The sequence below is a fragment of the Xanthomonas sacchari genome, from assembly GCF_024266585.1.
GTDB classification, from domain to species: domain Bacteria; phylum Pseudomonadota; class Gammaproteobacteria; order Xanthomonadales; family Xanthomonadaceae; genus Xanthomonas_A; species Xanthomonas_A sacchari_C.
On the sequence record NZ_CP100647.1, the window covers coordinates 4,682,399 to 4,704,468 of the forward strand.

General features: G+C 70.5%; 15 protein-coding genes, 1 pseudogene and 2 riboswitches. Of the genes and pseudogenes, 8 read left to right on the forward strand and 8 right to left on the reverse strand.

The genetic code is table 11. From position 1 onward, the window contains the following. Positions 1–309 precede the first annotated feature (309 nt). Both NKJ47_RS19740 and NKJ47_RS19745 read left to right on the forward strand, forming a co-directional pair. Positions 310–1,830, forward strand: a complete 1,521-nt coding sequence (locus NKJ47_RS19740) for an acetyl-CoA hydrolase/transferase family protein (RefSeq protein WP_254459417.1) — start codon at positions 310–312, stop codon at positions 1,828–1,830. Between the two features lie 29 nt (positions 1,831–1,859). Then, positions 1,860–3,023 (forward strand): AAA family ATPase, encoded by a 1,164-nt coding sequence (locus NKJ47_RS19745; protein ID WP_254459418.1) that lies wholly within the window; start codon positions 1,860–1,862, stop codon positions 3,021–3,023. Between the two features lie 214 nt (positions 3,024–3,237). On the opposite strand, the gene NKJ47_RS19750 is transcribed toward NKJ47_RS19745, so the two are convergent. Both NKJ47_RS19750 and NKJ47_RS19755 read right to left on the reverse strand, forming a co-directional pair. Beyond that, positions 3,238–3,552: a GIY-YIG nuclease family protein gene (locus NKJ47_RS19750; RefSeq protein ID WP_254459419.1), complete on the reverse strand. Its 315-nt coding sequence runs from the start codon at positions 3,550–3,552 to the stop codon at positions 3,238–3,240. A 93-nt stretch (positions 3,553–3,645) separates the two neighbouring features. Then, positions 3,646–3,750 (reverse strand): annotated as a pseudogene (locus NKJ47_RS19755) (LysR substrate-binding domain-containing protein); the annotation flags it as partial. A 470-nt stretch (positions 3,751–4,220) separates the two neighbouring features. Then, a riboswitch (glycine riboswitch) is annotated at positions 4,221–4,296 on the forward strand. Positions 4,297–4,317: 21 nt separating this feature from the next. Next, positions 4,318–4,408: riboswitch (glycine riboswitch) on the forward strand. 84 nt (positions 4,409–4,492) lie between these two features. Between NKJ47_RS19755 and NKJ47_RS19760 the strand changes: the two are divergent. Further along, positions 4,493–5,110, forward strand: a complete 618-nt coding sequence (locus NKJ47_RS19760; RefSeq protein ID WP_254459420.1) for a trimeric intracellular cation channel family protein — start codon at positions 4,493–4,495, stop codon at positions 5,108–5,110. Positions 5,111–5,170: 60 nt separating this feature from the next. On the opposite strand, the gene NKJ47_RS19765 is transcribed toward NKJ47_RS19760, so the two are convergent. From NKJ47_RS19765 to NKJ47_RS19780, 4 genes are all read right to left on the reverse strand, one after another. After that, a complete protein-coding gene (locus NKJ47_RS19765; RefSeq protein WP_254459421.1) occupies positions 5,171–6,244 on the reverse strand; it encodes a 3-deoxy-7-phosphoheptulonate synthase in 1,074 nt (357 codons plus the stop codon). 337 nt (positions 6,245–6,581) lie between these two features. After that, complete coding sequence (locus NKJ47_RS19770) at positions 6,582–9,509, reverse strand: TonB-dependent receptor plug domain-containing protein (RefSeq protein ID WP_429002555.1); 2,928 nt, start codon at positions 9,507–9,509, stop codon at positions 6,582–6,584. Positions 9,510–10,406: 897 nt separating this feature from the next. Next, complete coding sequence (gene groL, locus NKJ47_RS19775) at positions 10,407–12,053, reverse strand: chaperonin GroEL (protein WP_010340980.1); 1,647 nt, start codon at positions 12,051–12,053, stop codon at positions 10,407–10,409. 146 nt (positions 12,054–12,199) lie between these two features. Further along, the gene (locus tag NKJ47_RS19780; RefSeq protein WP_010340979.1) at positions 12,200–12,487 is read right to left on the reverse strand and encodes a co-chaperone GroES; all 288 of its coding nucleotides are present in this window, start codon (positions 12,485–12,487) and stop codon (positions 12,200–12,202) included. A gap of 280 nt (positions 12,488–12,767) precedes the next feature. On the opposite strand from NKJ47_RS19780, the gene NKJ47_RS19785 reads away from it, so the two are divergent. The 4 genes from NKJ47_RS19785 (at position 12,768) to NKJ47_RS19800 (ending at position 17,926) form a co-directional block, all read left to right on the forward strand. After that, complete coding sequence (locus tag NKJ47_RS19785) at positions 12,768–14,540, forward strand: endonuclease (protein ID WP_254459423.1); 1,773 nt, start codon at positions 12,768–12,770, stop codon at positions 14,538–14,540. 149 nt (positions 14,541–14,689) lie between these two features. Further along, positions 14,690–15,022, forward strand: a complete 333-nt coding sequence (gene cutA, locus NKJ47_RS19790) for a divalent-cation tolerance protein CutA (RefSeq protein WP_254459424.1) — start codon at positions 14,690–14,692, stop codon at positions 15,020–15,022. Positions 15,023–15,026: 4 nt separating this feature from the next. Beyond that, a complete protein-coding gene (locus NKJ47_RS19795) occupies positions 15,027–17,339 on the forward strand; it encodes a protein-disulfide reductase DsbD family protein (RefSeq protein WP_254459425.1) in 2,313 nt (770 codons plus the stop codon). Then, complete coding sequence (locus NKJ47_RS19800) at positions 17,336–17,926, forward strand: TlpA family protein disulfide reductase (RefSeq protein ID WP_254459426.1); 591 nt, start codon at positions 17,336–17,338, stop codon at positions 17,924–17,926. The genes NKJ47_RS19795 and NKJ47_RS19800 overlap by 4 nt, the downstream gene beginning before the upstream one ends. A 205-nt stretch (positions 17,927–18,131) precedes the next feature. On the opposite strand, the gene NKJ47_RS19805 is transcribed toward NKJ47_RS19800, so the two are convergent. Beyond that, a complete protein-coding gene (locus tag NKJ47_RS19805) occupies positions 18,132–19,529 on the reverse strand; it encodes an FAD/NAD(P)-binding protein (RefSeq protein ID WP_254459427.1) in 1,398 nt (465 codons plus the stop codon). 123 nt (positions 19,530–19,652) lie between these two features. On the opposite strand from NKJ47_RS19805, the gene NKJ47_RS19810 reads away from it, so the two are divergent. Then, positions 19,653–20,114, forward strand: coding sequence for a hypothetical protein (locus NKJ47_RS19810; RefSeq protein ID WP_254459428.1), 462 nt, complete (start codon positions 19,653–19,655; stop codon positions 20,112–20,114). Here the strand turns inward: NKJ47_RS19810 and NKJ47_RS19815 are convergent. Next, positions 20,111–22,069 carry a beta-N-acetylhexosaminidase family protein gene (locus tag NKJ47_RS19815; protein ID WP_254459429.1) on the reverse strand — a complete coding sequence of 653 codons (1,959 nt, stop codon included), beginning with the start codon at positions 22,067–22,069 and terminating at the stop codon, positions 20,111–20,113. The genes NKJ47_RS19810 and NKJ47_RS19815 overlap by 4 nt on opposite strands. Position 22,070 lies beyond the last annotated feature (1 nt).

Sequence of the window (22,070 nt, forward strand, 5' to 3'; positions counted from 1 at the left end):
CGCCGCGGCGCGGCGTGGAGCGCGTGAAAGCGGCACACGGGCGCCCGGCCTCGATGCCGTTGTACGGTGTCCGCCCCGGGCAGGCGCACGGCGGATCTGGCACGACAGCACGCGAGCGGCCGCTGGAGCACATCGCGCGCGGCGCGCGTGCCGGCGCGCAGGGGCGGATGGCCGCTCACCTGCGTCGCCGCGCTGCCTGCCGCGCGCGCGCACGTGGCGCAACAGAAATGAAAGTGGGGACACGTCCCAGCGCGGGCCCCGGCCCGATCCGCGATAATTGCCGTCCCCTTCCCACGCCATGGTCGCCGCATGTCCGCCGAACGCATCCTCCATCCCCGCCTGCGCGAACGCATCGTCAGCGCCGAGGCCGCGGCGGCGTTGATCCAGCCCGGCGAGACGGTGGCGATGAGCGGCTTCACCGGCTCCGGCTATCCCAAGGCGGTGCCGATGGCGCTGGCGCAGCGCATCGAGACGGCGCATCTGCAGGGCCAGTCGTTCAAGATCCAGCTGCTGACCGGTGCCTCGACCGCGCCGGAACTGGACGGCGCCCTGGCCAAGGCCGACGGCATCGCCCTGCGCATGCCGTTCCAATCCGACCCGGACGCACGCCAGCGCATCAACGCCGGCAGCCTGGACTACATCGACATCCACCTCAGCCACGTCGCCCAGCACGTGTGGTTCGGCTTCTACGGGCAGATCGACACCGCGGTGGTGGAAGTGGCCGGCATTCGCGAAGACGGCCGCCTGATCCCGTCGACCTCGGTCGGCAACAACAAGACCTGGCTGGACCTGGCGAAGAAGGTGATCATCGAGGTCAACGACTGGCAGCCGGCCGGCATCGACGGCATGCACGACGTGTACTACGGCACCGCGCTGCCGCCGCAGCGCAAACCGATTCCGCTGCTGCACGCCGACGACCGCATCGGCGAACCGTCGCTGCGCTGCGACCCGGACAAGATCGTGGCGGTGGTGCGCACCCACGGCCCCGACCGCAACAGCCCGTTCACCCCGGCCGACGCCACCAGCCAGCGCATCGCCGAACACCTGATCGCGTTCTTCCAGCACGAGGTCGGCAAGGGCCGGCTGCCGCCCAACCTGCTGCCGCTGCAGTCGGGCGTGGGCAACATCCCCAACGCGGTGCTGGCCGGGCTGGCCAGCAGCGGCTTCCGCGACCTCAGCGCGTTCACCGAGGTGATCCAGGACGGCATGCTCGACCTGCTGCGCAGCGGCGTGCTCAAGGTCGCCTCGTGCACCGGCTTCGCGCTGAGCCCGGAGGCCAACGAGGAGTTCAAGCGCAACATCGACTTCTACCGGCAGCGCATCATCCTGCGTACGCAGGAGATCTCCAACCATCCGGAACTGGTACGGCGGCTGGGCTGCATCGGCATGAACGGCATGATCGAGGCCGACCTGTACGGCAACGTCAATTCCACCCACGTGATGGGCAGCCGCATCATGAACGGCATCGGCGGCTCCGGCGACTTCGCCCGCAACGGCTTCCTGTCGATCTTCCTCAGCCCCAGCACCGCCAAGAACGGCAGCATCTCCTCGATCGTGCCGATGGTCAGCCACGTCGACCACACCGAGCACGACGTCTCCATCATCGTCACCGAGCACGGCCTGGCCGACCTGCGCGGCCTGCCGCCGCGGCAGCGCGCGCAGCAGCTGCTGGCGCACTGCGTGGACCCGAGCTACCGCGCACAGCTGCAGGACTATTTCGACCGCGCCCTGCATGCCAGCTACGGCAAGCACACCCCGCACCTGCTGACAGAGGCACTGTCCTGGCACCAGCGCTGGTTGGACACCGGCACGATGCACGCGGGCGGTTGAGCGGCGCCAGCAGCGCGTATGCTGCGCCGATGCTGACCACCCTGGCGGTTTCCTCCTATCGTTCCCTGCGCGAGCTGGTGCTGCCGCTGGCGGGGCTGACCCTGATCACCGGCGCCAACGGCAGCGGCAAGTCCAACGTCTACCGCGCGCTGCGCCTGCTCGCCGACACCGCCCAGGGCGGGGTGATCGCCGCACTGGCCCGAGAGGGCGGCCTGCCGTCGGCGCTGTGGGCCGGCCCGGAGACGCTGAGCCGCGCGGTCAGGCGCGGGGCGCATCCGGTCGAGGGCACGGTACCGCAGCAGGCCGTCGGCCTGAAGCTGGGCTACGCCAGCGACGCATTCGGCTATGCCATCGACCTGGGCCTGCCGACGCCCTCGGCGTCGGCCTTCGGGCTGGATCCGCAGATCAAGCGCGAATGCATCTGGGCCGGTCCCTGGCTACGCCAGTCCAACCTGCTGGTGGACCGCAACGGGCCGGCGGTGCGCCTGCGCACCCAGGACGACGGCTGGACCGATGCCGGCGCCGGCATCGCCAGTTTCGACAGCGTGCTGGCGCAATTCTCCGATCCGCGCGCGGCACCGGAGATGCACGAGGTACGCGAGAACATTCGCCGCTGGCGCTTCTACGACCACTTCCGCACCGATGCCGCGGCACCGGCACGCATGGCGCAGATCGGCACGCACACGCCGGTGCTGAGCAACGACGGCGCCGACCTCGCCGCGGCCCTGCAGACCATCCTGGAGATCGGCGACGCCGACGGCCTGCATGCGGCGGTGGACGATGCCTTCCCCGGCGCACGGCTGACGATCGAGGTGCATGCCGGGCGCTTCGACCTGGCGATGCACCAGCATGGCCTGCTGCGGCCGCTCTCGGCAGCCGAGCTGTCCGATGGCACCTTGCGTTATCTGCTGTGGATCGCCGCCCTGCTGAGCCCGCGCCCGCCGGAACTGCTGGTGCTCAACGAACCGGAAGCGAGCCTGCATCCTGACCTGCTGCCGGCGCTAGCGCGGCTGATCGGCAGCGCCGCACGGCAGTCGCAGATCATCGTGGTCTCGCATGCCAGCCGGCTGATCGCGGCGCTGGAGCAGCAGCCCGATTGCCTGCACCACCTGCTGATCAAGGAGCACGGCCAGACCGACGTCGCCGACCTTCGCGTACTCGATCGGCCGGCGTGGCATTGGCCCAGCCGCTGAGGCGCGGTGTGCATCGGGTGTGTTTGCTGCCGGCAGCGTCATGTCCGGTTTGGTGGTTGTCGCGTCGTTCGAGTCCGTCGCGTCGGGACTGAAGTCCCTCCCACAGGGCGGCCCTCTTGCCTCCAAAATTCGCGCGCATGTGCGGCACCGTTGCAGGGGCGGCGTCGGCCGCGACGGGCTTTACCGCTCACGCCTCTCGCGGCTGAAGACGCTCCTACACCACCGCTGCAGATTCGGCTGGCGCGTGTAGGTTGTCGGCGCCAGGTACGGGGTCGGGCGCGGCCAGGAACGCCAGCTTGCAGCCACGCGGCAAGCGCTTGAGTGCGTATTCGGCGCGCGAGGCGGCGGCGCGGTCGGGGTAGGCGCGGCTGGCCAGCAGCCGTACCGGCGGGTTGGCGCGGGTGTACTTGGCGCCGGCACCGCGCAGGTGCGCCTGGAAGCGCGCCTGCAGGTCCGGGGTAATGCCGGCGTAGTAGCTGCCGTTGCGGCATTCGAGCAGGTACAGGAACCAGGGCGAGTCGGCGGCCATGCAGGCATTATCGACACGGTGGCCGGTTTCACCAGCAGCGGCGTCCGCCCATGCGCGCAGGCGACCTCGGGCATCACCTGTTGGTCAGACCCCGATGTCGGCCAGCGCGGCGCTGGCGGCATCGGCCAGTCGCCGGCCTTCGGCGGTCAGCTTGACCTCACGCGCATGGCGCTGGAACAGCGTGGCGCCGGGCAGGGCCTGGTGCGTTTGGCAGTCGATCGCCGCTATGTCCCAGCCCATCAATTCGCAGCTGTACGTCCCAGCGCGCCGGTTCCGCGCCGTTGCGCTGAACCGGCGACAACAGGCTTTAACGCGCTGCGAACACCTTGCCAGCCGTTGCCACACACCGGCATACCAGGGCCACCGTGCAGGCGGATAACGACATCGCCGGCTCGCAGCCGTCGACACCGAAGCTCTCTCCCTTCGTATTCGGCGGCGCGGCCGGTTTTTTTGCGTGTTCGGCCGCCAGGCGCGGCGTCATGGCCGGCGGCGGCTGGCTGGCGCGGCGCAGTCTCCGCCGTGTGCCTCCCCGCCGGCAGCGTTGCGGCGACCGCCGCGGGCACGCTGGCCAAGTCGCAGCGCCATCGCCCGGACCGGCGCGCCGATGCAGCGCGCGCAACGGGAGTCTCCAGCGAAGCGGCGGCGCCGGCTGCTAGAATCGCCCCCGGATGCAGGAGAGAGGCGCCGATGCCGGCGCCCGCCGAAGGCGCAGGCTCCCATAATCGCTCAGGCCGGTGGCACGACACGCCGCCAACCATGCATCCGGTACGCCGATCTGGAGAGAGGTCTTCAATGACCCGCCGAAGGGGCACGTGGCCCGGCCACCGAACTCTCAGGCAAAAGGACAGCGGGAGCGGCAACGGAAATCCCCACGCCCGCGTGCTCGCGCCCGCGTGCGTGGCGCGTTTCCGTCCCCGCCTGCCGTGTCCGGAGCCTCCCCATGCTGCTCTCTCTGATCTACCTCGTCGCCATTTCCGCCGAAGCCATGACCGGCGCCTTGTCCGCCGGGCGCCGGCGCATGGACCTGTTCGGCGTGGCCATCATCGCCTGCGTCACCGCGCTCGGTGGCGGATCGCTGCGCGATATCGTCCTGGGACACTACCCGCTGGGCTGGGTGAAGCATCCGGAGTACCTGGGCTTCACCATCTGCGCGGCGCTGATCGCGACCTGGGTCGCGCGCTGGATGCATCACTTCCGCCGGACCTTCCTGGTGCTGGACGGGCTGGGCCTGATCGCGTTCACCCTGATCGGCTGCGCGGTGGCGCGCGATGCCGGGCACTCCGCGCCGATCGTGGTGATCGCGGGCATGTTGACCGGCGCCTTCGGCGGCGTGCTGCGCGATGTGCTGTGCAACGAAGTGCCGCTGATCTTCCAGAAAGAACTCTATGCGCTGATCACCCTGTTCACCGGTGCGGCCTGGCTGGGACTGCTACAACTGGGTGTATCGCTCAACGCCGCCACGCTGTGGTGCCTGGGCGGCGGATTCCTATTGCGCCTGCTGGCGATCCACTGCAAATGGGAAATGCCCAAGTTCGTGTACAGCGACGAAGCGCACTGAGCGCGCGCCGCGGCAGTGCGGGGTGTGCGCCCGGACCCGCGGCCCGGGCGCGCGCCGACCTCACGCCGCGTCGCTCAGGCAGCGCGCACGCCGCACCCGCACCGCCTGCGCCAGCCGCTCCAGCACCTGCACCGAGCTGTCCCAGTCGATGCAGCCATCGGTGATGCTCTGGCCGTAGACCAGCGGCTGGCCGGCGACCAGGTCCTGGCGGCCGCCGCGCAGGTGGCTCTCGACCATCGCGCCGACGATGCGGGTCTGCCCGGCCTCGAGCTGACGGGCGATGTCCTCGATCACCTTGGGCTGGTTGTCCGGGTTCTTGCCGCTGTTGGCGTGGCTGGCGTCGACCATCAGCCGCGCCGGCAGGCCGGCCTTCTGCAGCACCTGCGCCGCCGCGGCCACGCTGTCGGCGTCGTAGTTGGGCTGGGTGCCGCCGCGCAGGATCACGTGGCAGTCGGGATTGCCGGCGGTGGCCGCGACCGCGGTCTGCCCGTCCTTGGTCACCGCCAGGAAATGGTGCGGATGCGAGGCCGCGCCGACCGCGTCGACCGCGATCTTGACGTCGCCGCTGGTGCCGTTCTTGAAGCCCACCGGGCACGACAGGCCCGACGCCAGCTCGCGGTGCACCTGGCTCTCGGTGGTGCGCGCGCCGATCGCGCCCCAGGCCACCAGGTCGGCGATGTACTGCGGCGAGATGATGTCGAGGAATTCCACGCCCGCGGGCAGGCCCAGGCGGTTGATGTCGCGCAGCAGGCCGCGCGCCAGGCGCAGGCCCTTGTTGATGTCGAAGCTGCCGTCGAGGTTGGGGTCGTTGATCAGGCCCTTCCAGCCGACCGTGGTGCGCGGCTTCTCGAAGTACACCCGCATCACGATCTCCAGCGCATCGCCGTAGGTCTCGCGCAGCGGACGCAGGCGCTGCGCGTACTCCATCGCCGCGACCGGGTCGTGGATCGAGCAAGGGCCGATCACCACCGCCAGGCGGTCGTCGCGGCCGTGCAGGATCTCGTGCAGCGCCGCGCGCGAGGCGGCGACGGTCTGCGAGGCCTCCTCGTCGCAGGGCAGCAGCGCCAGCAACTGGGAGGGCGGGGTCAGCGGTTCGATCTTGCGGATGCGCAGATCGTCGGTATGCGGGGCCATGGGTGTCTCTCGTGGGGGCTTGGGTGGGGCCAGGGCCGGCGGCATGAAAAAAGCCGCCAGGTTCGCTGGCGGCTTTCGGGATTGCGGCTGAAGTGTCCTTCAGGGTGAACGCGATCCTTCCTCCGCCAGCGGCATCGGAAAACCGTAGTACCAAAAGTAAAAGCTGCGGCAGGAAGCGTTCATGGGACGTAGTGATAACACAGGGTTTGCGGCGGCGCCACAGTTGCATTGGCAACTTGTGGAGCCGGGAATGGGGAATCGGGAATGGGGAATCGGAAAAAGCAGCGCCACCGCTCCGCTTTCGACTCCCCAGTCCCGACTCCCGATTCCCCGCCCCTCAGAAATCCAGCACGTACTCCGCCGCCACCTCGCGCCCGATCGCGTCGTACAGGGTGGTGTTGTAGAACTGGTAGCCGTAGTAGCGCTCCTTGTTGTCGTAGCCGACGGTGTTGAGCACGTTGTTGATGTACAGGTTGACCTTCATCTTCGGCGCGATGCGGTAGCCGGCGGTGAGGTTCCAGTACAGCGCCGGGCCGACGCGGCCGAAGTAGCGGGTGGTGCTCTGGCCGAAGTGGCGGTTGCCGCTGTCGGTGACGCGGCAGGCGTCGGAGGGACTGGGCTGGTAGCCGTCGTCGAAACGGGTGCAGGTGCCCCAGTTCACCGCCTGGGTGGAGCCGAAGCGCTTGGCGTACACGGTCAGGTCCAGCGGGCCACCGTTTTCCCAGTGCAAGCTGCCGCGCAGCTTGCTGCGGATCTTCTGATCGCGCAGGTTCTTGTCGTCGTCGGTGCGGTAGGTCTGCTCGTGGTAGCCGATCAGGTTGTTGTAATCCAGGGCGAAGCTGAAGTTGCCCCAGCGCGCGGTGTTGAGGCGGTACTTCAACGAGGCGTCGACGCCGGACACGTGCATCTGCGCGATGTTGATCGGCCCCTGCTCGATGTCGGTGACGCGGCCGGCGGCATCGCGCGAAACGCGCGAGAGGATGCGCGCGCAGTACTCGGCGCCGCCGGGATTGACCCACACGCCGCCGGCGGTGGTCAGGCCGGTGCGGCAGCCGGCTTCGGCGCTGAGCACCTCGTCGCGGTTGAGGTCCTTGATCATGTCCTGCAGCCGGATCCGGTAGTAGTCGGCGGTCAGCGACAGGCCCTCGGCGATATCCCAGACGAAACCGGCGGTGACCGAGCGGCCGTGCTCCGATTCCAGGTCAGGCGTGCCGCGGCGATTGACCTGCATCAGGTAGAACACGTCGCTGTTCTCGGCGCTGCAGCCGCCGGTGAGGTAGTAACCCTTCTGGATGCAGCGGTACTGGTCGATCACGGTCTGCTCGGTGGAACTGGGTTCGCCGAGCACGTAGTGCATGTCCGGGGCGCGGAAGCTGGTGGCGACGCTGCCGCGCAGCAGCAGCGTGTTCAGCGGCCGCCATTCCAGGCCGGCGCTCCAGGTGGTGTCGCGCTGCGTGCCGATCGCCGCGCCCAGGTCGCTGCCGTAGACGCGGTAGTCGCCGTAGCGGTCGTGGCGCGCGGCCAGGCTGGCATTGAGCGAGGACAGCAGCGGCACGTCGAACTCGATCCCGCCGGAGTAGCGCAGGCGCTCGCCGCCGCCGTAATCGACCACGTCCAGCGGATAGCAGGTGTTGGCGCAGGGATCCGGCGCCAGCCGGTAGCCCTGCTTGGCCACCTCGCCGACCGCGGCGAACTTGATCGGCCCGGCCCAGCCCTGCAGCAGCTCGCCGGTGATGTTGGCGCTGGCCTGGTTGACCCAGGAATCGGCGCGGCTGTGCGCCTTCACCGCCAGGTCGTTGTACTGCGCGCCGGTCAGTGGCTGGTACCAGCGCGACTCGTCGAGATCGTAGATCGGCGTGCCGTCGGCGGTGCTGCCCAGCTGCGGGCCCAGGAAGTAGGCATAGGCCTTTTGCGTGTCCACCGTACGCACGTATTCGTCCACGGTGTAGCGCGCGCGGCCCACCGCCAGCTCCCAGTCGAAGCGATCGGCAAGGCGGCCCTTGAGGCCGGCGCTCAGATCCCAGGACAGTTCCTTGGTGGTGTTGGCCAGGTTCTTCCAGCCGCCGGATTCGAAACGGGTCAACTGGCGGATCGCATACAGGTCGCGGTCGCTGGCGGTGTCGTGGAACGGGCCGAGGTAGACGTAGGGCGGGTCGTAGGTCCAGTAGCCGAGGCTCTTGGTCGTGGACAGCGTGCTCCAGGCCTGCACGCCGTTGTCGAAATCGAAGGTGCCGTACAGGTAGGCCGAGCCGCTGTCGCCGCCGCTGGCGGCCAGCCAGTCGGCGTAGTCGTGGGCCATGCCGCAGTAGCCGCCGAGGTTGCGCACGGTGTCGCTGTTGTAGTCGTAGCTCAGCCGCTGCGCGTCGATGAACTGGCCGCCGAAACGCGCGCAGGTGCCGCTGGGCGGCGCCAGCCGCTGGCTGTTGCCGGCGTCGATCAGGCTCAGCCCGGTGAACGGATTGAAGCCGTACTTGCGCGCCTGCGCGGTCCAGTTGCTGTAGGACTCATCGTCCTGATCGTCCATCTTCGGCCGCTCGCCGACCGACAGCGGATCGCGCCGGGTCCACTGCAGTGCATAGGTCAGGTTCCACTTGTCGCCGCTGCGGCCACCGACCCAGGACAGGTCGACCACGTCGCGCCCGCCGGCGGTGGCGGTGCCGCCGCGCAGGCGCACCTGATTGCCTTCATAGCCCTGCTTGAGGATCACGTTGATGACGCCGGCGACCGCGTCGGAGCCGTAGATCGCCGAGGCGCCGCCGGTGAGGATCTCGATGCGTTCCACCGCCGCGGAAGGGATGTTGGCGTAGTTGGCGAAATTGCTCTCGCCGGCGTAGGGCTGCGGGTAGTCGGCGACGCGATGGCCGTTGACCAGCAGCAGGGTGCGCCCGGGCCCGAGGTCGCGCAGGCTCACCGGCGAAGCGTTGGGCGTGTGCGAGCCGTACTTGGTGTCGGCCTCGACGCTGCCCTGCTGGTTGAGCGTGCTGAGCACGTCGTAGACGGTGAGGAAGCCTTCCTGCTGGATCTGCTGCGCGCTGATCGTCAGCACCGGCTCGGCGCCCTCCACCTCCGAACGCTTGATCCGCGAGCCGGTGACCACGACCTGGCCCAGGTCGGTGGCGGCGGCCTTGGGCGCGGCGGTGTCGGTGTCGGCGTCGGCGTCGGCGTTCTGCGCACGCGCTTCCGGCGCGCCATGCAGCGCCAGCACGATGCCGAACGCGAGGGTGGTGAGTGGGCGAAGTGGCATGCAGTGTCCCCGGCAGCGGATGGAAGCAGCGCCGTGCGAACACGACCTGCGGCGTCCTCTTCGCTGCGCCGCGCCCCTGGCCGTGCCGCGCATGCCGCGGGCACGCGCCACCCTGCGCCGGCCGCGGCGCACAGAAGAAGACGAACATGCGGGCGTGCAGATCCCCCTGGACGCCCGTGTGCCCTAACCTGCATGGCGCTGAAAACGCTGTCAACACGCGGCCGCACCACGCGTGTAGACGATTGCGTGTTGTGCGCGATTCGCCGCGCAGCGCGCCGATTCCCGCCGCATCGCGATCGCAGGCAGTGCCAGCCGCAACTCTGGCGGAGACGCTGCTGGGCAACGATGGGCTGCACGCGCATCGCGATCGCGTGCCCCTCTCCCGTTGGGAGAGAGGTTGGGGTGAGGGTACGGCGCGCAGCGTCTCGCGGTGTTTGGGCGCATGGCGGGACGCCTGCATTCTCATCCCGCCTGTCGGGGGCACTGCCGCCTGCGACGCCTGTGCCGCACCTCGGTCGGAAGATCGCACAAGCCCGGCGCAGGCAGCTTCCAGAATGCAGCTTCGCTGCTTGCCGCAGCTCGGCGACACACGCCGTTGTCCTCGCAGGAGCGGCTTCAGCCGCAACGGGCATTGCCGGTAACGCTTCATCGCGGCTGCAGCCGCTCCTGCGACATCGTTCCCTCGTCTTTGCCGAAGTGCTCTACAGACGCTCGCCAAGCAGGTTCTGCGGGGTCACGGCAAGCGGATGCGCCGCGGCGTTGACCCAGGCGCACGAAGGCGCGGACGAGCGCATCGGCATGCCACCGCGATGACCGCACGCGGTGCGGCCGCCACCGGCGCGCACGCAAAAAAAGAGCCCCGCATCGCTGCGGGGCTCCTTTCGACTGCGTGGAACAGGTCGGCCGTGGCCGGCTGGATCAGAAATCCATGCCGCCCATGCCGCCCATGCCGCCGCCCATGCCGCCCGGGGCGGCCGGCTCTTCCTTCTTCGGGGCCTCGGCCACCATCGCTTCGGTGGTGATCATCAGGCCGGCGATCGAGGCGGCGTTCTGCAGCGCCGAACGGGTCACCTTGGTCGGATCCAGGATGCCGAACTCGACCATGTCGCCGAACTCGCCGTTGGCAGCGTTGTAGCCGAAGTTGCCGCTGCCTTCCTTGACCTTGTTCAGGATCACGGACGGCTCTTCGCCGGCATTGGTGACGATCTCGCGCAGCGGCGCTTCCATCGCGCGCAGCGCGATCTGGATGCCGTGGGTCTGATCTTCATTGGCGCCCTTCAGCTCGCCGATCGCGCTCAGCGCGCGCACCAGCGCCACGCCGCCGCCCGGGACCACGCCTTCTTCCACCGCCGCACGGGTCGCGTGCAGGGCGTCTTCGACGCGCGCCTTCTTTTCCTTCATCTCGATCTCGGTCGAGGCACCGACCTTGATCACCGCCACGCCGCCGGCCAGCTTGGCCACGCGCTCCTGCAGCTTCTCGCGGTCGTAGTCCGAAGAGGTCTCTTCGATCTGCGCCTTGATCTGCTTGATGCGCGACTCGATCGCCGAGGTGTCGCCGGCGCCGTCGATGATGGTGGTGTTCTCCTTGGAGACCTGCACCTTCTTGGCGCGACCCAGGTCCTTGATGGTCGCCTTCTCCAGCGCCAGGCCCACTTCCTCGGAGATCACGGTGCCGCCGGTCAGCACGGCCATGTCTTCCAGCATCGCCTTGCGACGGTCGCCGAAGCCCGGGGCCTTGACCGCCACGACCTTGACGATGCCGCGGATGGTGTTGACCACCAGGGTCGCCAGCGCCTCGCCTTCCACTTCCTCGGCGACGATCAGCAGCGGCTTGCCGGCCTTGGCCACGCCTTCCAGCACCGGCAGCAGGTCACGCACGTTGGAGATCTTCTTGTCGTGCAGCAGCACGAACGGGTCGTCCAGGTCGGCCTGCTGGCTCTGCTGGTTGTTGATGAAGTACGGCGACAGGTAGCCGCGGTCGAACTGCATGCCCTCGACCACGTCCAGCTCGTTCTCCAGGCCCGAGCCTTCCTCGACCGTGATCACGCCTTCCTTGCCGACCTTCTTCATCGCGTCGGCGATGATGTTGCCGATCGACTCGTCGGAGTTGGCGGAGATGGTGCCGACCTGGGCGATGGCCTTGTCGTCGGCGGTGGGCTTGCTGATCTTCTTCAGCTCGGCCACGGCGGCCACGACGGCCTTGTCGATGCCGCGCTTGAGGTCCATCGGGTTCATGCCGGCGGCGACCGCCTTGGAACCTTCGCGGATCAGCGCCTGCGCCAGCACGGTGGCGGTGGTGGTGCCGTCACCGGCGTTGTCGGAGGTCTTGGAGGCGACTTCCTTCACCATCTGCGCGCCCATGTTCTCGAACTTGTCGGCCAGTTCGATTTCCTTGGCGACGGAGACGCCGTCCTTGGTGATGGTCGGGGCGCCGAAGCTCTTCTCGAGCACGACGTTGCGGCCCTTCGGGCCCAGGGTGGCCTTGACGGCATTGGCGAGGATGTTGACGCCGCGCACCATGCGCGAACGGGCGTCTTCACCGAAACGGATATCTTTGGCAGCCATGTTGAGTTACCTCGGGAATAGGGAATGGAGAACAGGGAATAGGCAGATCAAGAGCGGGCGGTCGGGACGGACGGAAATCGCGGGCGACGAAGGCGCCTGACCGATTCCCGATTCACCAATCCCGATTCCCGCGATCGGCGGCGCTGTTAGCCGACGATCGCCAGCACGTCGTCTTCGCGCAGCACCTTGTACTCGACGCCTTCGGCCTTGTAGCTGGAACCGGCGTACTGGCCGTAGATGACCTTGTCGCCGACCTTCAGCGCCGGGGCGCGCACGCTGCCGTTGTCCAGCGGCTTGCCGGCGCCGACGGCCACGACTTCACCCTTGGTGGACTTTTCCTTGGCCGAATCCGGGATCACGATGCCGCCGGCGGAGATTTCGTCGGCTTCGATCGGCTTGACTACGACGCGGTCGTGAAGCGGCTTGATGCTCATTGAGAGAGACCTCTTAAGTGATTGATTGGTCTAGGAAAGGCCGGCGATGTTAGCACTCGCCCATGACGACTGCCAGCAACGCTCGCGAAAAAACCCGGTAAGGCCGGGATGCGCCTGATGTAGTGCCGCGGCGGGCGCTTTCAAGGGCCGGCGGCAAAAAATTTTTGCCTGCGGCGTGCGCGGCGTTCCAAGCAGTGACCGAATCCCGTCACAGTGTCACAGAGTCGGGCTAGGCTGGGCGCGGACCCAGGGGGGGATCCATCACCAAAAGGAGTTGTCGATGAAGCCATCCGCCGTTGCGTTGCCGCTGGCCTGCCTGCTCGCCCTTGCCGGGTCGGCCCAGGCCGCCGTATTCATCAACGAATTGCATTACGACGATGCCACCGCCGCCGGCGACACCGGCGAAGGCGTGGAGATCGTCGCCACCGCCGGGGAGAGCCTGAGCGGCTACCGCGTCTACCTGTACAACGGCAGCAACCCGAGCGCGGCCACCGTCTACGCCAACAGCGCGGTGCCGGCCGGCAACCTGGTCAGTTGCGGCGGGCAGGTGCGCATCGCCACCGTCGGCTATGCCAGCAACGGCATCCAGAACGGGCCCAACGACGGCCTGGCGCTGGTCGACGGCGACGGCAAGGTGGTGCAGTTCCTCAGCTACGAGGGCGCCATCACCGGCAGCGGCGGCCCCGCTGCGGGCATGACCAGCCAGAACCTGCCGGTCAGCGAGAGCAACAGCACCGCGGCCGGCACCTCGCTGCAACTGCGCGGCAACGGCAGCGCCGCGGCCGATTTCAGCTGGGCCGCCAGCGCCGCCAACACCTTCGGCGCCTGCAACAACGGCCAGACCTTCGCCGGCGGCAGCAGCAACGCCGCGCCGACGGTGACCGCCACCACCCCGACCCAGGGCGCCACCGACTTCCCCGCCGCCGGCGACCTGGCGGTGACCTTCAGCGAGGCGGTGAGCCTGGCCAGCGGCGCGTTCGGCCTGAGCTGCCAGCAGTCCGGCAGCGTGGCGCTGAGCTACCCCAGCAGCGGCACCCAGTTCACGCTGTCCACCAACACCGCGCTGAAGGCCGGCGAGAGCTGCACCCTGAGCATCGTCGCCGCGCGCGTGAGCGATGCCGACGGCGCGCATCCGGCGCAGGACCGCAGCGTCGCCTTCAACGTGGCCAGCGGCTCGGGCGGCGGCAGCGGCGCCGGCACCTACTACTCGCACGTCAACACCTCCAGCCCCAGCCAGTTGCGCTGCTCGCTGCACGAGACGATCAAGGGCCACACCGTCTATCCGTACAGCAGCAGTTCCGGCACCGACACCTGGGCCATCCTGGAGATCGCCGACGAGGATCCGAACAACAGCCAGCGGGTCCTCGACGCCTACCGCAACCGCAGCTACGCCAAGGGCAGCGACCGCGCCGGCAGCGGCAGCGGCCTGAAGTACAACCGCGAGCACAGCTGGCCGAACTCGCTGGGCTTCGGCACCGCCACCGGCGACAAGGGCCTGCCCTACGCGCCGTACACCGACACCCACATGCTGTACCTGACCGACGCCACCTGGAACGCCGACCGCGGCAACAAGCCCTACGCCAAGTGCGACAGCAACTGCGGCGAGCGCGCCACCGAGGCCAACGCCGGCTTCGGCGGCGGCAGCGGCCGCTACCCGGGCAATTCCAACTGGGTGCGCACCCCGGACGGCAACAGCGGCACCTTCGAGGTGTGGGACCACCGCAAGGGCGACATGGCGCGTGCGGTGATGTACATGGCGATCCGTTATGAAGGCGGGGTGGATGCCAAGACCGGGCAGTCCGAGCCGGACCTGGAGCTGACCGACGACCGCAGCAAGATCGTCAAGACCTCGTCCTCGCCCGCCTACATGGGCCTGCTGTCGACCCTGATCGCGTGGAGCCAGCAGGATCCGCCGGACGACGCCGAGCGTGCCCGCAACGAGGTGATCTACAGCTTCCAGGGCAACCGCAACCCGTTCATCGACCACCCCGAGTGGGCGACCTCGTCACTGTTCACCTCGGCCAAGCCGGCCAGCTGCCAGTTGGTCAACTGAGCCGTGTTGCCCCGCCCGCTGCGTTTGCAGCGGGCGGGGATTCGGGATGACCAGCCTGCGGCTGTTGAAAGCCGGGATTGGGAATTGGCCGCGAGCGGCCACGGCCGGCGCCGCCAAAGCGGGGCCGGCATCCCTATACTGTCGGCCGCATGTCCGCGCCCGCCCTCCGCTTGCTGCTCAGCACCTGCCCCGATGCGGCCAGCGCCGCGCGGATCGCCCAGGCCTTGGTCGACGAGCGCCTGGCCGCCTGCGTCAGCCGCCTGCCCGGCGTGCAGTCCACCTATCGCTGGCAAGGCACGGTGGAACAGGGCGAGGAAGTGCTGCTGCTGATCAAGACCACCGCCGACCGCCTGCCTGCCCTGCAGCAGCGACTGTGTGCGCTGCACCCCTATGAAGTCCCCGAACTGGTCGAACTCGAGGTCGCCGGCGGCCTGCCGGCCTACCTGCAGTGGGTCCATGCCGAAACCCGTGAGGAACCGTAAACCGATGACCCTGCTGCACCGCCTCGCCGCCCTGTGCCTGCTGGCCGTGGCCGCCTTCCCCGCCCTGGCGATCAGCGAAAAGGACTTGCTGTCGGTGGACCAGGCCTTCGCGCTCAGCGCGCAGGCGCCCGAACGCGGCCGCATCGCGCTGCACTGGGACATCGCCAAGGGCTATTACCTGTATCGGCACCGCATCGCGGTGAAGGTGATCGGCGGCTTCAAGCCCAACCCGACCCTGCAGTTGCCGGCCGGCCACAAGAAGACCGACCCGTACTTCGGCGAAGTGGAGACCTACCGCGACGCACTGAACGCGGTGCAGAGCGGCGTCGCCGATCCCGGTACCAGCCGCGTGCAGCTCGAGGTGCGTTACCAGGGCTGCGCCGATGCCGGCGTGTGCTACCCGCCGCAGAAGCGCCTGCTGGAGGTGACCCTGCCGGCGGCAGCCACTGCCACTGCCAGTGCCGCCGCCGATCCGGCGCCGGCACTGCCACCGCCGGCCGCGACGGGCGGGCTGCCGGGCAGCGGCCCGGGCGCGGGCACCGGCGCCAAGCCGCTGTTCGGTCCCGGCGCCGGTGCCGCCGCGGTGCAGGGCCTGCCGCTGCCGTCGGACCAGGCGTTCCAGTTCGAAGCCATCGTCGGCGACGGCAATACCCTGCTGCTGCGCTTCACCCCGGCGCCGGGCTACTACCTGTATCGCGACCGCACCGCGCTGGCGCTGGAAGGCGCGCCCGGCATCCGCACCGGCATGCCGCGCTGGCCCAAGGGCAGCTCGCACCAGGACGAACACTTCGGCAACGTGGTGGTGTACTTCGACCAGGCCGAAGTCACCGTGCCGCTGCAGCGCCAGCGCGCCGATGCCGCCGCCGCGACCCTGGTGGCGACCTTCCAGGGCTGCCAGACCGACGGCATCTGCTACCCGCCGATGACCCGGCGGGTGAAGCTGGCGCTGCCCAAGGGCACCGTCACCCCGGCCGACCAGGCCGAGGTCAGCCCGTTGCTGGTGACCCCGCTGGACAGCCGCCAGGCCGACGCCAACGACGCGGCCGCCGCCGCGGCCGCCGACGCCCTGCCGGCGATCCCGGACGCCTCGGCGCACAACGCCGCGCGCAGCGCCGCGCCGCCGCCGGCCACGCAGAACCTGCTGTGGATCCTGCTGCTGGCGCTGGGCGGCGGGTTGCTGCTGAACCTGCTGCCGTGCGTGTTGCCGATCCTGTCGCTGAAGGTGCTGGGCCTGGCGCAGAGCGGCGAGAGCCGCGGCCGCGCCCGCAGCCATGCGCTGTGGTACACGCTGGGCGTGCTCGCCTCCTTCGCCGTGATCGGCGGCATCGCCGTGGCCGCGCGCCTGCTGTGGGGCTTCCAGCTGCAACGCCCGGGCTTCGTCGCGGTGCTGGTGTACCTGATGTTCGTGGTCGGGCTGAGCCTGTCGGGCGTGTTCACCCTCAGCGCCAACCTGGGCGGCGTCGGCCAGTCGCTGTCGGCGCGCAGCGGCCCGGTCGGCGACTTCTTCACCGGCGTGCTGGCCTGCGTGGTGTCCAGCGCCTGCATCGGCCCGTTCATGGGCCCGGCGCTGGGCTATGCGCTCACCGCGCCGGCGGCGGCGGCGATGCTGGTGTTCCTGACCCTGGGCCTGGGCCTGGCGCTGCCGTTCCTGCTGATCGGCTTCGTGCCGTCGCTGGCCAGGCGCCTGCCCAAGCCGGGGGCGTGGATGGAGACGCTCAAGCAGGTGCTGGCGTTCCCGATGTACCTGAGCGCGATCTGGCTGCTGTGGGTGCTGGGCAAGCAGCGCGGCGTGGACGCGGTGGCGCTGCTGCTGATCGGCGCCACCCTGCTGGCGCTGGGCCTGTGGTGGTTCGAGCGCGCGCGCTGGCGCGGGCATGCGCTGGGCACCCGCCTGGCCAGCGTGTTGCTGCTGCTGGCGCTGCTGCCGGCCTGGGGCGTGACCCGGCTGCCGCCGCCCAGCGCCAGCGTCGAGCGCAACACCGTGGCCTATTCGCCGCAGATGCTCGACCGCCTGCGCACCGACAACCGCGTGGTGTTCGTCAACATGACCGCCGACTGGTGCGTCACCTGTAAGGCCAACGAGCGCAACGTGTTCGACAGCGATGCGTTCCGCGACACGATCAAGCGGGTCGACGCGGTGTACATGAAGGGCGACTGGACCAACGAGGATCCGCGCATCAGCGCCTTCCTCGCCGAGCACAAGGCGGTGGGCGTGCCGCTGTACGTGGTCTACGGCCCCGGCGCGCCGCCGACGGTGCTGCCGCCGGTGCTGAGCCAGGCCGTGGTCGAGGACGCCCTGCTGCGCGCGGCGCGGTGAACGCCGGCGCCGCGCGCCTGCTGGCGGTCGCCGCGGTGGCGGCGGTGCTGGGCGTGGCGGCGGCGCACTGGTGGGAACGGCGGGCGCCGGGCATGGCCACGGCAGTGCCGGCCACAGCCAGCGGCCGCGACGCGGCGCCGGTCGCCACAGCGCGGCCGGGCGACCCCGCCCCGGCGCTGCGCCTGCCCACGCTCGACGGCGGCCAGCTGACCCTGGCGCAGTTCCGCGGCCGGCCGCTGCTGGTCAACGTGTGGGCCAGCTGGTGCGAGCCCTGCGTGCGCGAGATGCCGGAACTGGACCGGCTGGCCCGCGCCCAGGCCGACGGCGGCGTGCAGGTGCTGGGCATCGCCCTGGACCGCGCCGAGGACGTGCGCGCCTTCCTGCAGCAGGTACCGATCGGCTACCCGATCGCCCTGGAGACCCCGGGTCCGGCCGACGCCAGCGTGCGCCTGGGCGACACCCAGGGCCTGCTGCCGTACAGCGTGCTGATCGACGCCGATGGCCGTATCGTCAAGCAGAAGCTGGGCCCGTTCGCGCCGGGCGAAGTCGAGACGTGGGCCGGCGGCGGCGCCCAGCCGTCGCCGTAGCCGGTGCGCGTCCCGATGCGTGCAGTGTCCTGGAGGAGCGGCTTCAGCCGCGACGGGCCTTCCCGGGAACACCCGTCGCGGCTGACGCCGCTCCTACGCGCGCGCCTTGCAGGATGCTCGGAAGCTCGCCTGCCGTCGCGACGGAATACAGCTCAAGCCCCGCCGCGACCGCCGTCGCTCCCCAACACCGTACCGGATCCGATCGCTAGAACGCCTGTCGCTGGCGCGCGTCGCCCGCACCGTCATCGGCGGTCCGTGCCTGCCCCAGCGTCGCCAGTTCCGCCGCCAGGCGCTGCGCGCCGGCGCGCAGTTCCGGCACCGCGGTGATTTCCCACAGCACGCCGCGCAACAGCGGTCCCAGGCAGTACAACCCGGCGACCGGATGGCCGCTGCCGTCGCGCACCCGCAGGCGCTCGTCCACGCGCAGGCCCAGGCCCAGCGGATCGGCCTGCAGCAGGCCGGCGTCGCGCATCGTGGCGACCAGCGGGTGGCTGGTGCGGGCGACATCGGTGTCCAGCCCGGTGGCGCGGATCAGCACGTCGAAGTCCTCGGTGCGCGCGCTGCTGCTGGCGCGATCGCGGATCACCGCTTCCACCGCGGTCTCGCCCAGCCGTGCGCGCAGCAGGCGCCCGGCGCGGATGCGCAGCTGACCCTGCGCCTGCATCTGCGCCAGCGCGGTCGCCGCGGCCGGCGCCAGCCGATGCCGCGCCGCCTCCCAGTACGGACGCAGGTGGCGCAGGAAGCGCGCGCGCGCCGCCGGCGCCAGGCCTTGCCAGAACGGCTGCAGGTGCGGGCGCAAGGCGTCCACCACGCAGCGCCAGTCTTCCACCACCGTGGTCAGCTGGCGCAGGCTGCGCAGCAGGCCGGCGAGGTCGTGGTTGCGCAGCGCCTGCGCCACGCTCGGCGGCAGCGTCACCGGCGCGCCCGGCACCGCGAGGTGCGCCTGCGGCGGCAGGCCGCGCCGCGACAGGGCGGTGATCGGGCCGCGGTGGCCGCGCCGGCGCAGGGTCAAGGCCACATCGGCCATGGTCAGGCCGGTGCCGACCAGCAACAGCCGCGCCTGCGGCGGCACCTCGTCGAGCACGCCGTCCTGCCACGGCCAGCCGATGTAGCGCCGATGCACCGCCAGGCGCGGGCCGATGCCCGGCAGCGCCGCCGGCGGCAGCGCGCCGATCGCCAGCACCACCACGTCGGCGACCACCGCCTCGCCGTTGGCCAGGAACAAACGGAAGCCGTCGGGATCGCGCTCCACCGCCACCGCCTCCTCGCTCACCCGCGCCACCTCCACCGCCGACGCCGCCAGCGCGTCGTCCAGGTGCTGCTGCAGGTAGCGGCCGTACAGCAGCCGCGGCAGGAACTGCAGGCGTTGCTCGGCATCCAGCTGCAGGGCGTCGGCGAAGCCGCCCGGCGCCTGCGGGTCCACGCCCAGGTCCTTGGCGCGCACGTTCAACAGGTGTTCCGGCCGCGCCGCGCCGTAGGCGATGCCGCGGCCGTAGGTATCGGCCACGCCGACCAGGGTGATGTGGCGGACGGCGCCCTGCCTGGCCAGCGTCGCGGCCAGCACGGTGCCGCAGAATCCTGCGCCGATGATCGCAATTCGCATGGCTCGCCCTCGTGGCCGGTCGGGCGTTCTTTGTGCCCGGGATGCGGGCCGAAGGTGTAAACCGCCGGTTAATGCGTGCGCTCGGCGGCATGGCGATCGGACATCAGCACATGGGCGATGCGCATGAGCGTGTTTGCGCGGGCGCCGATCCGCAGGGCAAGCCGGGAGGCGCCGGTGCGTGACCAGCGCCGCCGCGTTGGACCGGCATGGGGGCGGGTGGTACAGCATCCGCACCTGTCGGCTGCGGCCTGGCCGCGCGCATTGCGGCGGATGCGGTTCGTGTTCTGCACGTCCGCACCAGCACCGATGCCGTCAGGCAACCGCCTTGCGCTCGCATCCGGCGCGTCGCGAGCGCTCCGCGGCATGCTGTCGCGCCCCCGGGCGTCTTCCGGGCAGCACTTAGACCTCGGCGCGAAGGATCGCGCCAGCGTGCCGCCCCAGTCCCTGCGTGCGCCGGCATGGCTGCCGCCGGGGCCGGATCATGCCGCGCTCGCCGCGGTGCCGCTGCGCAATGGCCGCTACGACCTGCCTGCGGCGCTGCGCCTGCAACTCGCGCCGATCCGCACCGTCACGCCCCCCCGCTAGCGCGCCGGCGGACGCTGCACCAGGCCCGGCGCGTCGGCGATGAAGGTGTCGAGCACGCCGTCGGCGACCTTGACCGGGCCGCCGAAGCGGGTCGCGCCGGGAATGGAGGGGATCGCCCCGGCCTGCGCGGCCAGCTGCCCGGCCGCGGCGAACGTGCCTGCCGCCGCCGGGTCGCCGGCCAGCGCCTGGTTCAGCCCGTCCACGCTCAAGCGCAGCGCGCGGCCCCACAGCGCGGTCGCGTCCAGCCAGGGCGCGGCCTCAGCGACGAAGCCGGCGGTGGCGGTGCTGGCGCGGATGCGCTGCGGTGCCGCCGCCAGGGCGTCGGCCGCGCGGCCCAGCGCGGCCAGCGCCGCGGTGCGGGCCGCCGGATCGCCGTCGGCCAGCGCGTCGCGGGCGGCGTCGATCAGCGCCTTGAGCCGCGGCGCCTGCGGCTGCCAGGGCAGATGGCCGAAAGTCGGCGCCAGGTGCTGGGTGTCGAAGAAGGTGAGCAGTGCGTCGGCCACCGGCGCGTCGCCGCCGGCCAGGTCGCGCGCGGCCGCACGCCAGGTGCGCTGCGCGTCGTAGCCGCGGTCGTTCCAGGCGAAGGCCAGCACCCCGGCCACCGCCGGCCGACTGGCCACTTCCTGGTTCATCGGGTTGGCGACGATGCCGCTCAGCTCCGCCGACAGCCCGGCCTGGCGGCGGTCGTACGGCGCCAGCAGCAGGCGCCCGGCGGTTTCGGCGAAGTCGTTGACCGGATAGTTGTCCCACAGCAGCGTCTTGCGCCCGAACGCCTTGGTCGCGTTCTTCGCGTCGCTCACCGAGATCGACGCCGGGACCACATCGGTGCCGGTCCACTGCACCACCACGCGCGGATCCAGCGCCTGTCGCAGCGTCGCCTTGTACGGCGACTCGGTGACGTTGTAGTACTCGGTCGGCACCATGATCAGCGCGCCGTGGCCGGCCGCGGCGATGTCCGCCTGCACCGCATTGAGCAACCGCGCCTGCGCGGTGGCCGCGGCCTGCTCGCCGGCGGGGCCGAACGCGGTGGCGTCGCCGGGGCAGTTCCACTTGGTGTATTCGATGTCGTCGAAGGCGATGTAGAAGCTGCGCACGCCGCGGGCGCGCAGCGCGGCGAACTTGCGCCGGATCGCCTGCAGGTCGGCCGGGTCGCTGTAGCAGATCGACGGCCCCGGCGAGAGCGCATAGACGAAGTTGATGTGCTCGCGATTGGCGACCGCGGCCAGCTTGCCCAGCGCCGCCAGCGTGGCGGCCGGATACGGCGCGCGCCAGCGATCGCGCGCGAACGCGTCGTCCTTGGGGCTGTAGATGAAGGTGTTGGCCTTGAAGCGCGCCAGGAACGCCAGGTGCGCGGCGCGCTCGGCCATGCTCCAGGGTTTGCCGTAGAAACCCTCGATCGTGCCGCGCACCGGCATCGCCGGCGCGTCGGTCACCGCCACCGAGGCGATGCGCCCGTGCGCGACCAGTTGCCGGAAGGTCTGCGCCGCGTGGTACAGGCCGTCGCCGTCGCGACCGGCCAGCACGATCAGCGCGCCGCGGCCGCGCGCCACACTGCCCAGCGCATAGCCTTCCGCGCGCTCGGGCACGTCCAGGTCGACGACGGCCAGCGCATCGCGCACCGGCGCGGCGTCGACGGTGCCCAGCACCACCGCCACCGCCTGCGGGTCGCGCGGCAGCGCGCTGGCGCGGCGGATGCGGGAGACCCCGGCCTGGCGCAACACCGCGCGCACCAGCGCGTCGGTGGCCGGATCGGGCGTGCCGGCCTGCACCAGCACCACCGACGGCCCGAGCGGCAGTTCCGGCCCGAGCAGGCGCAGCGCGGTCGGCGCCGGGTACACCGCCGGCAGCGTGGCCGGCGTCGCCGCCAGCGCGGGCGCGGCGATCGAGCCGGCCAGCAGCGCCAGCGCCAGGATGTAGCGGCCAAGGCCGGAACGGCCACCATGGTCGGTTCGCATG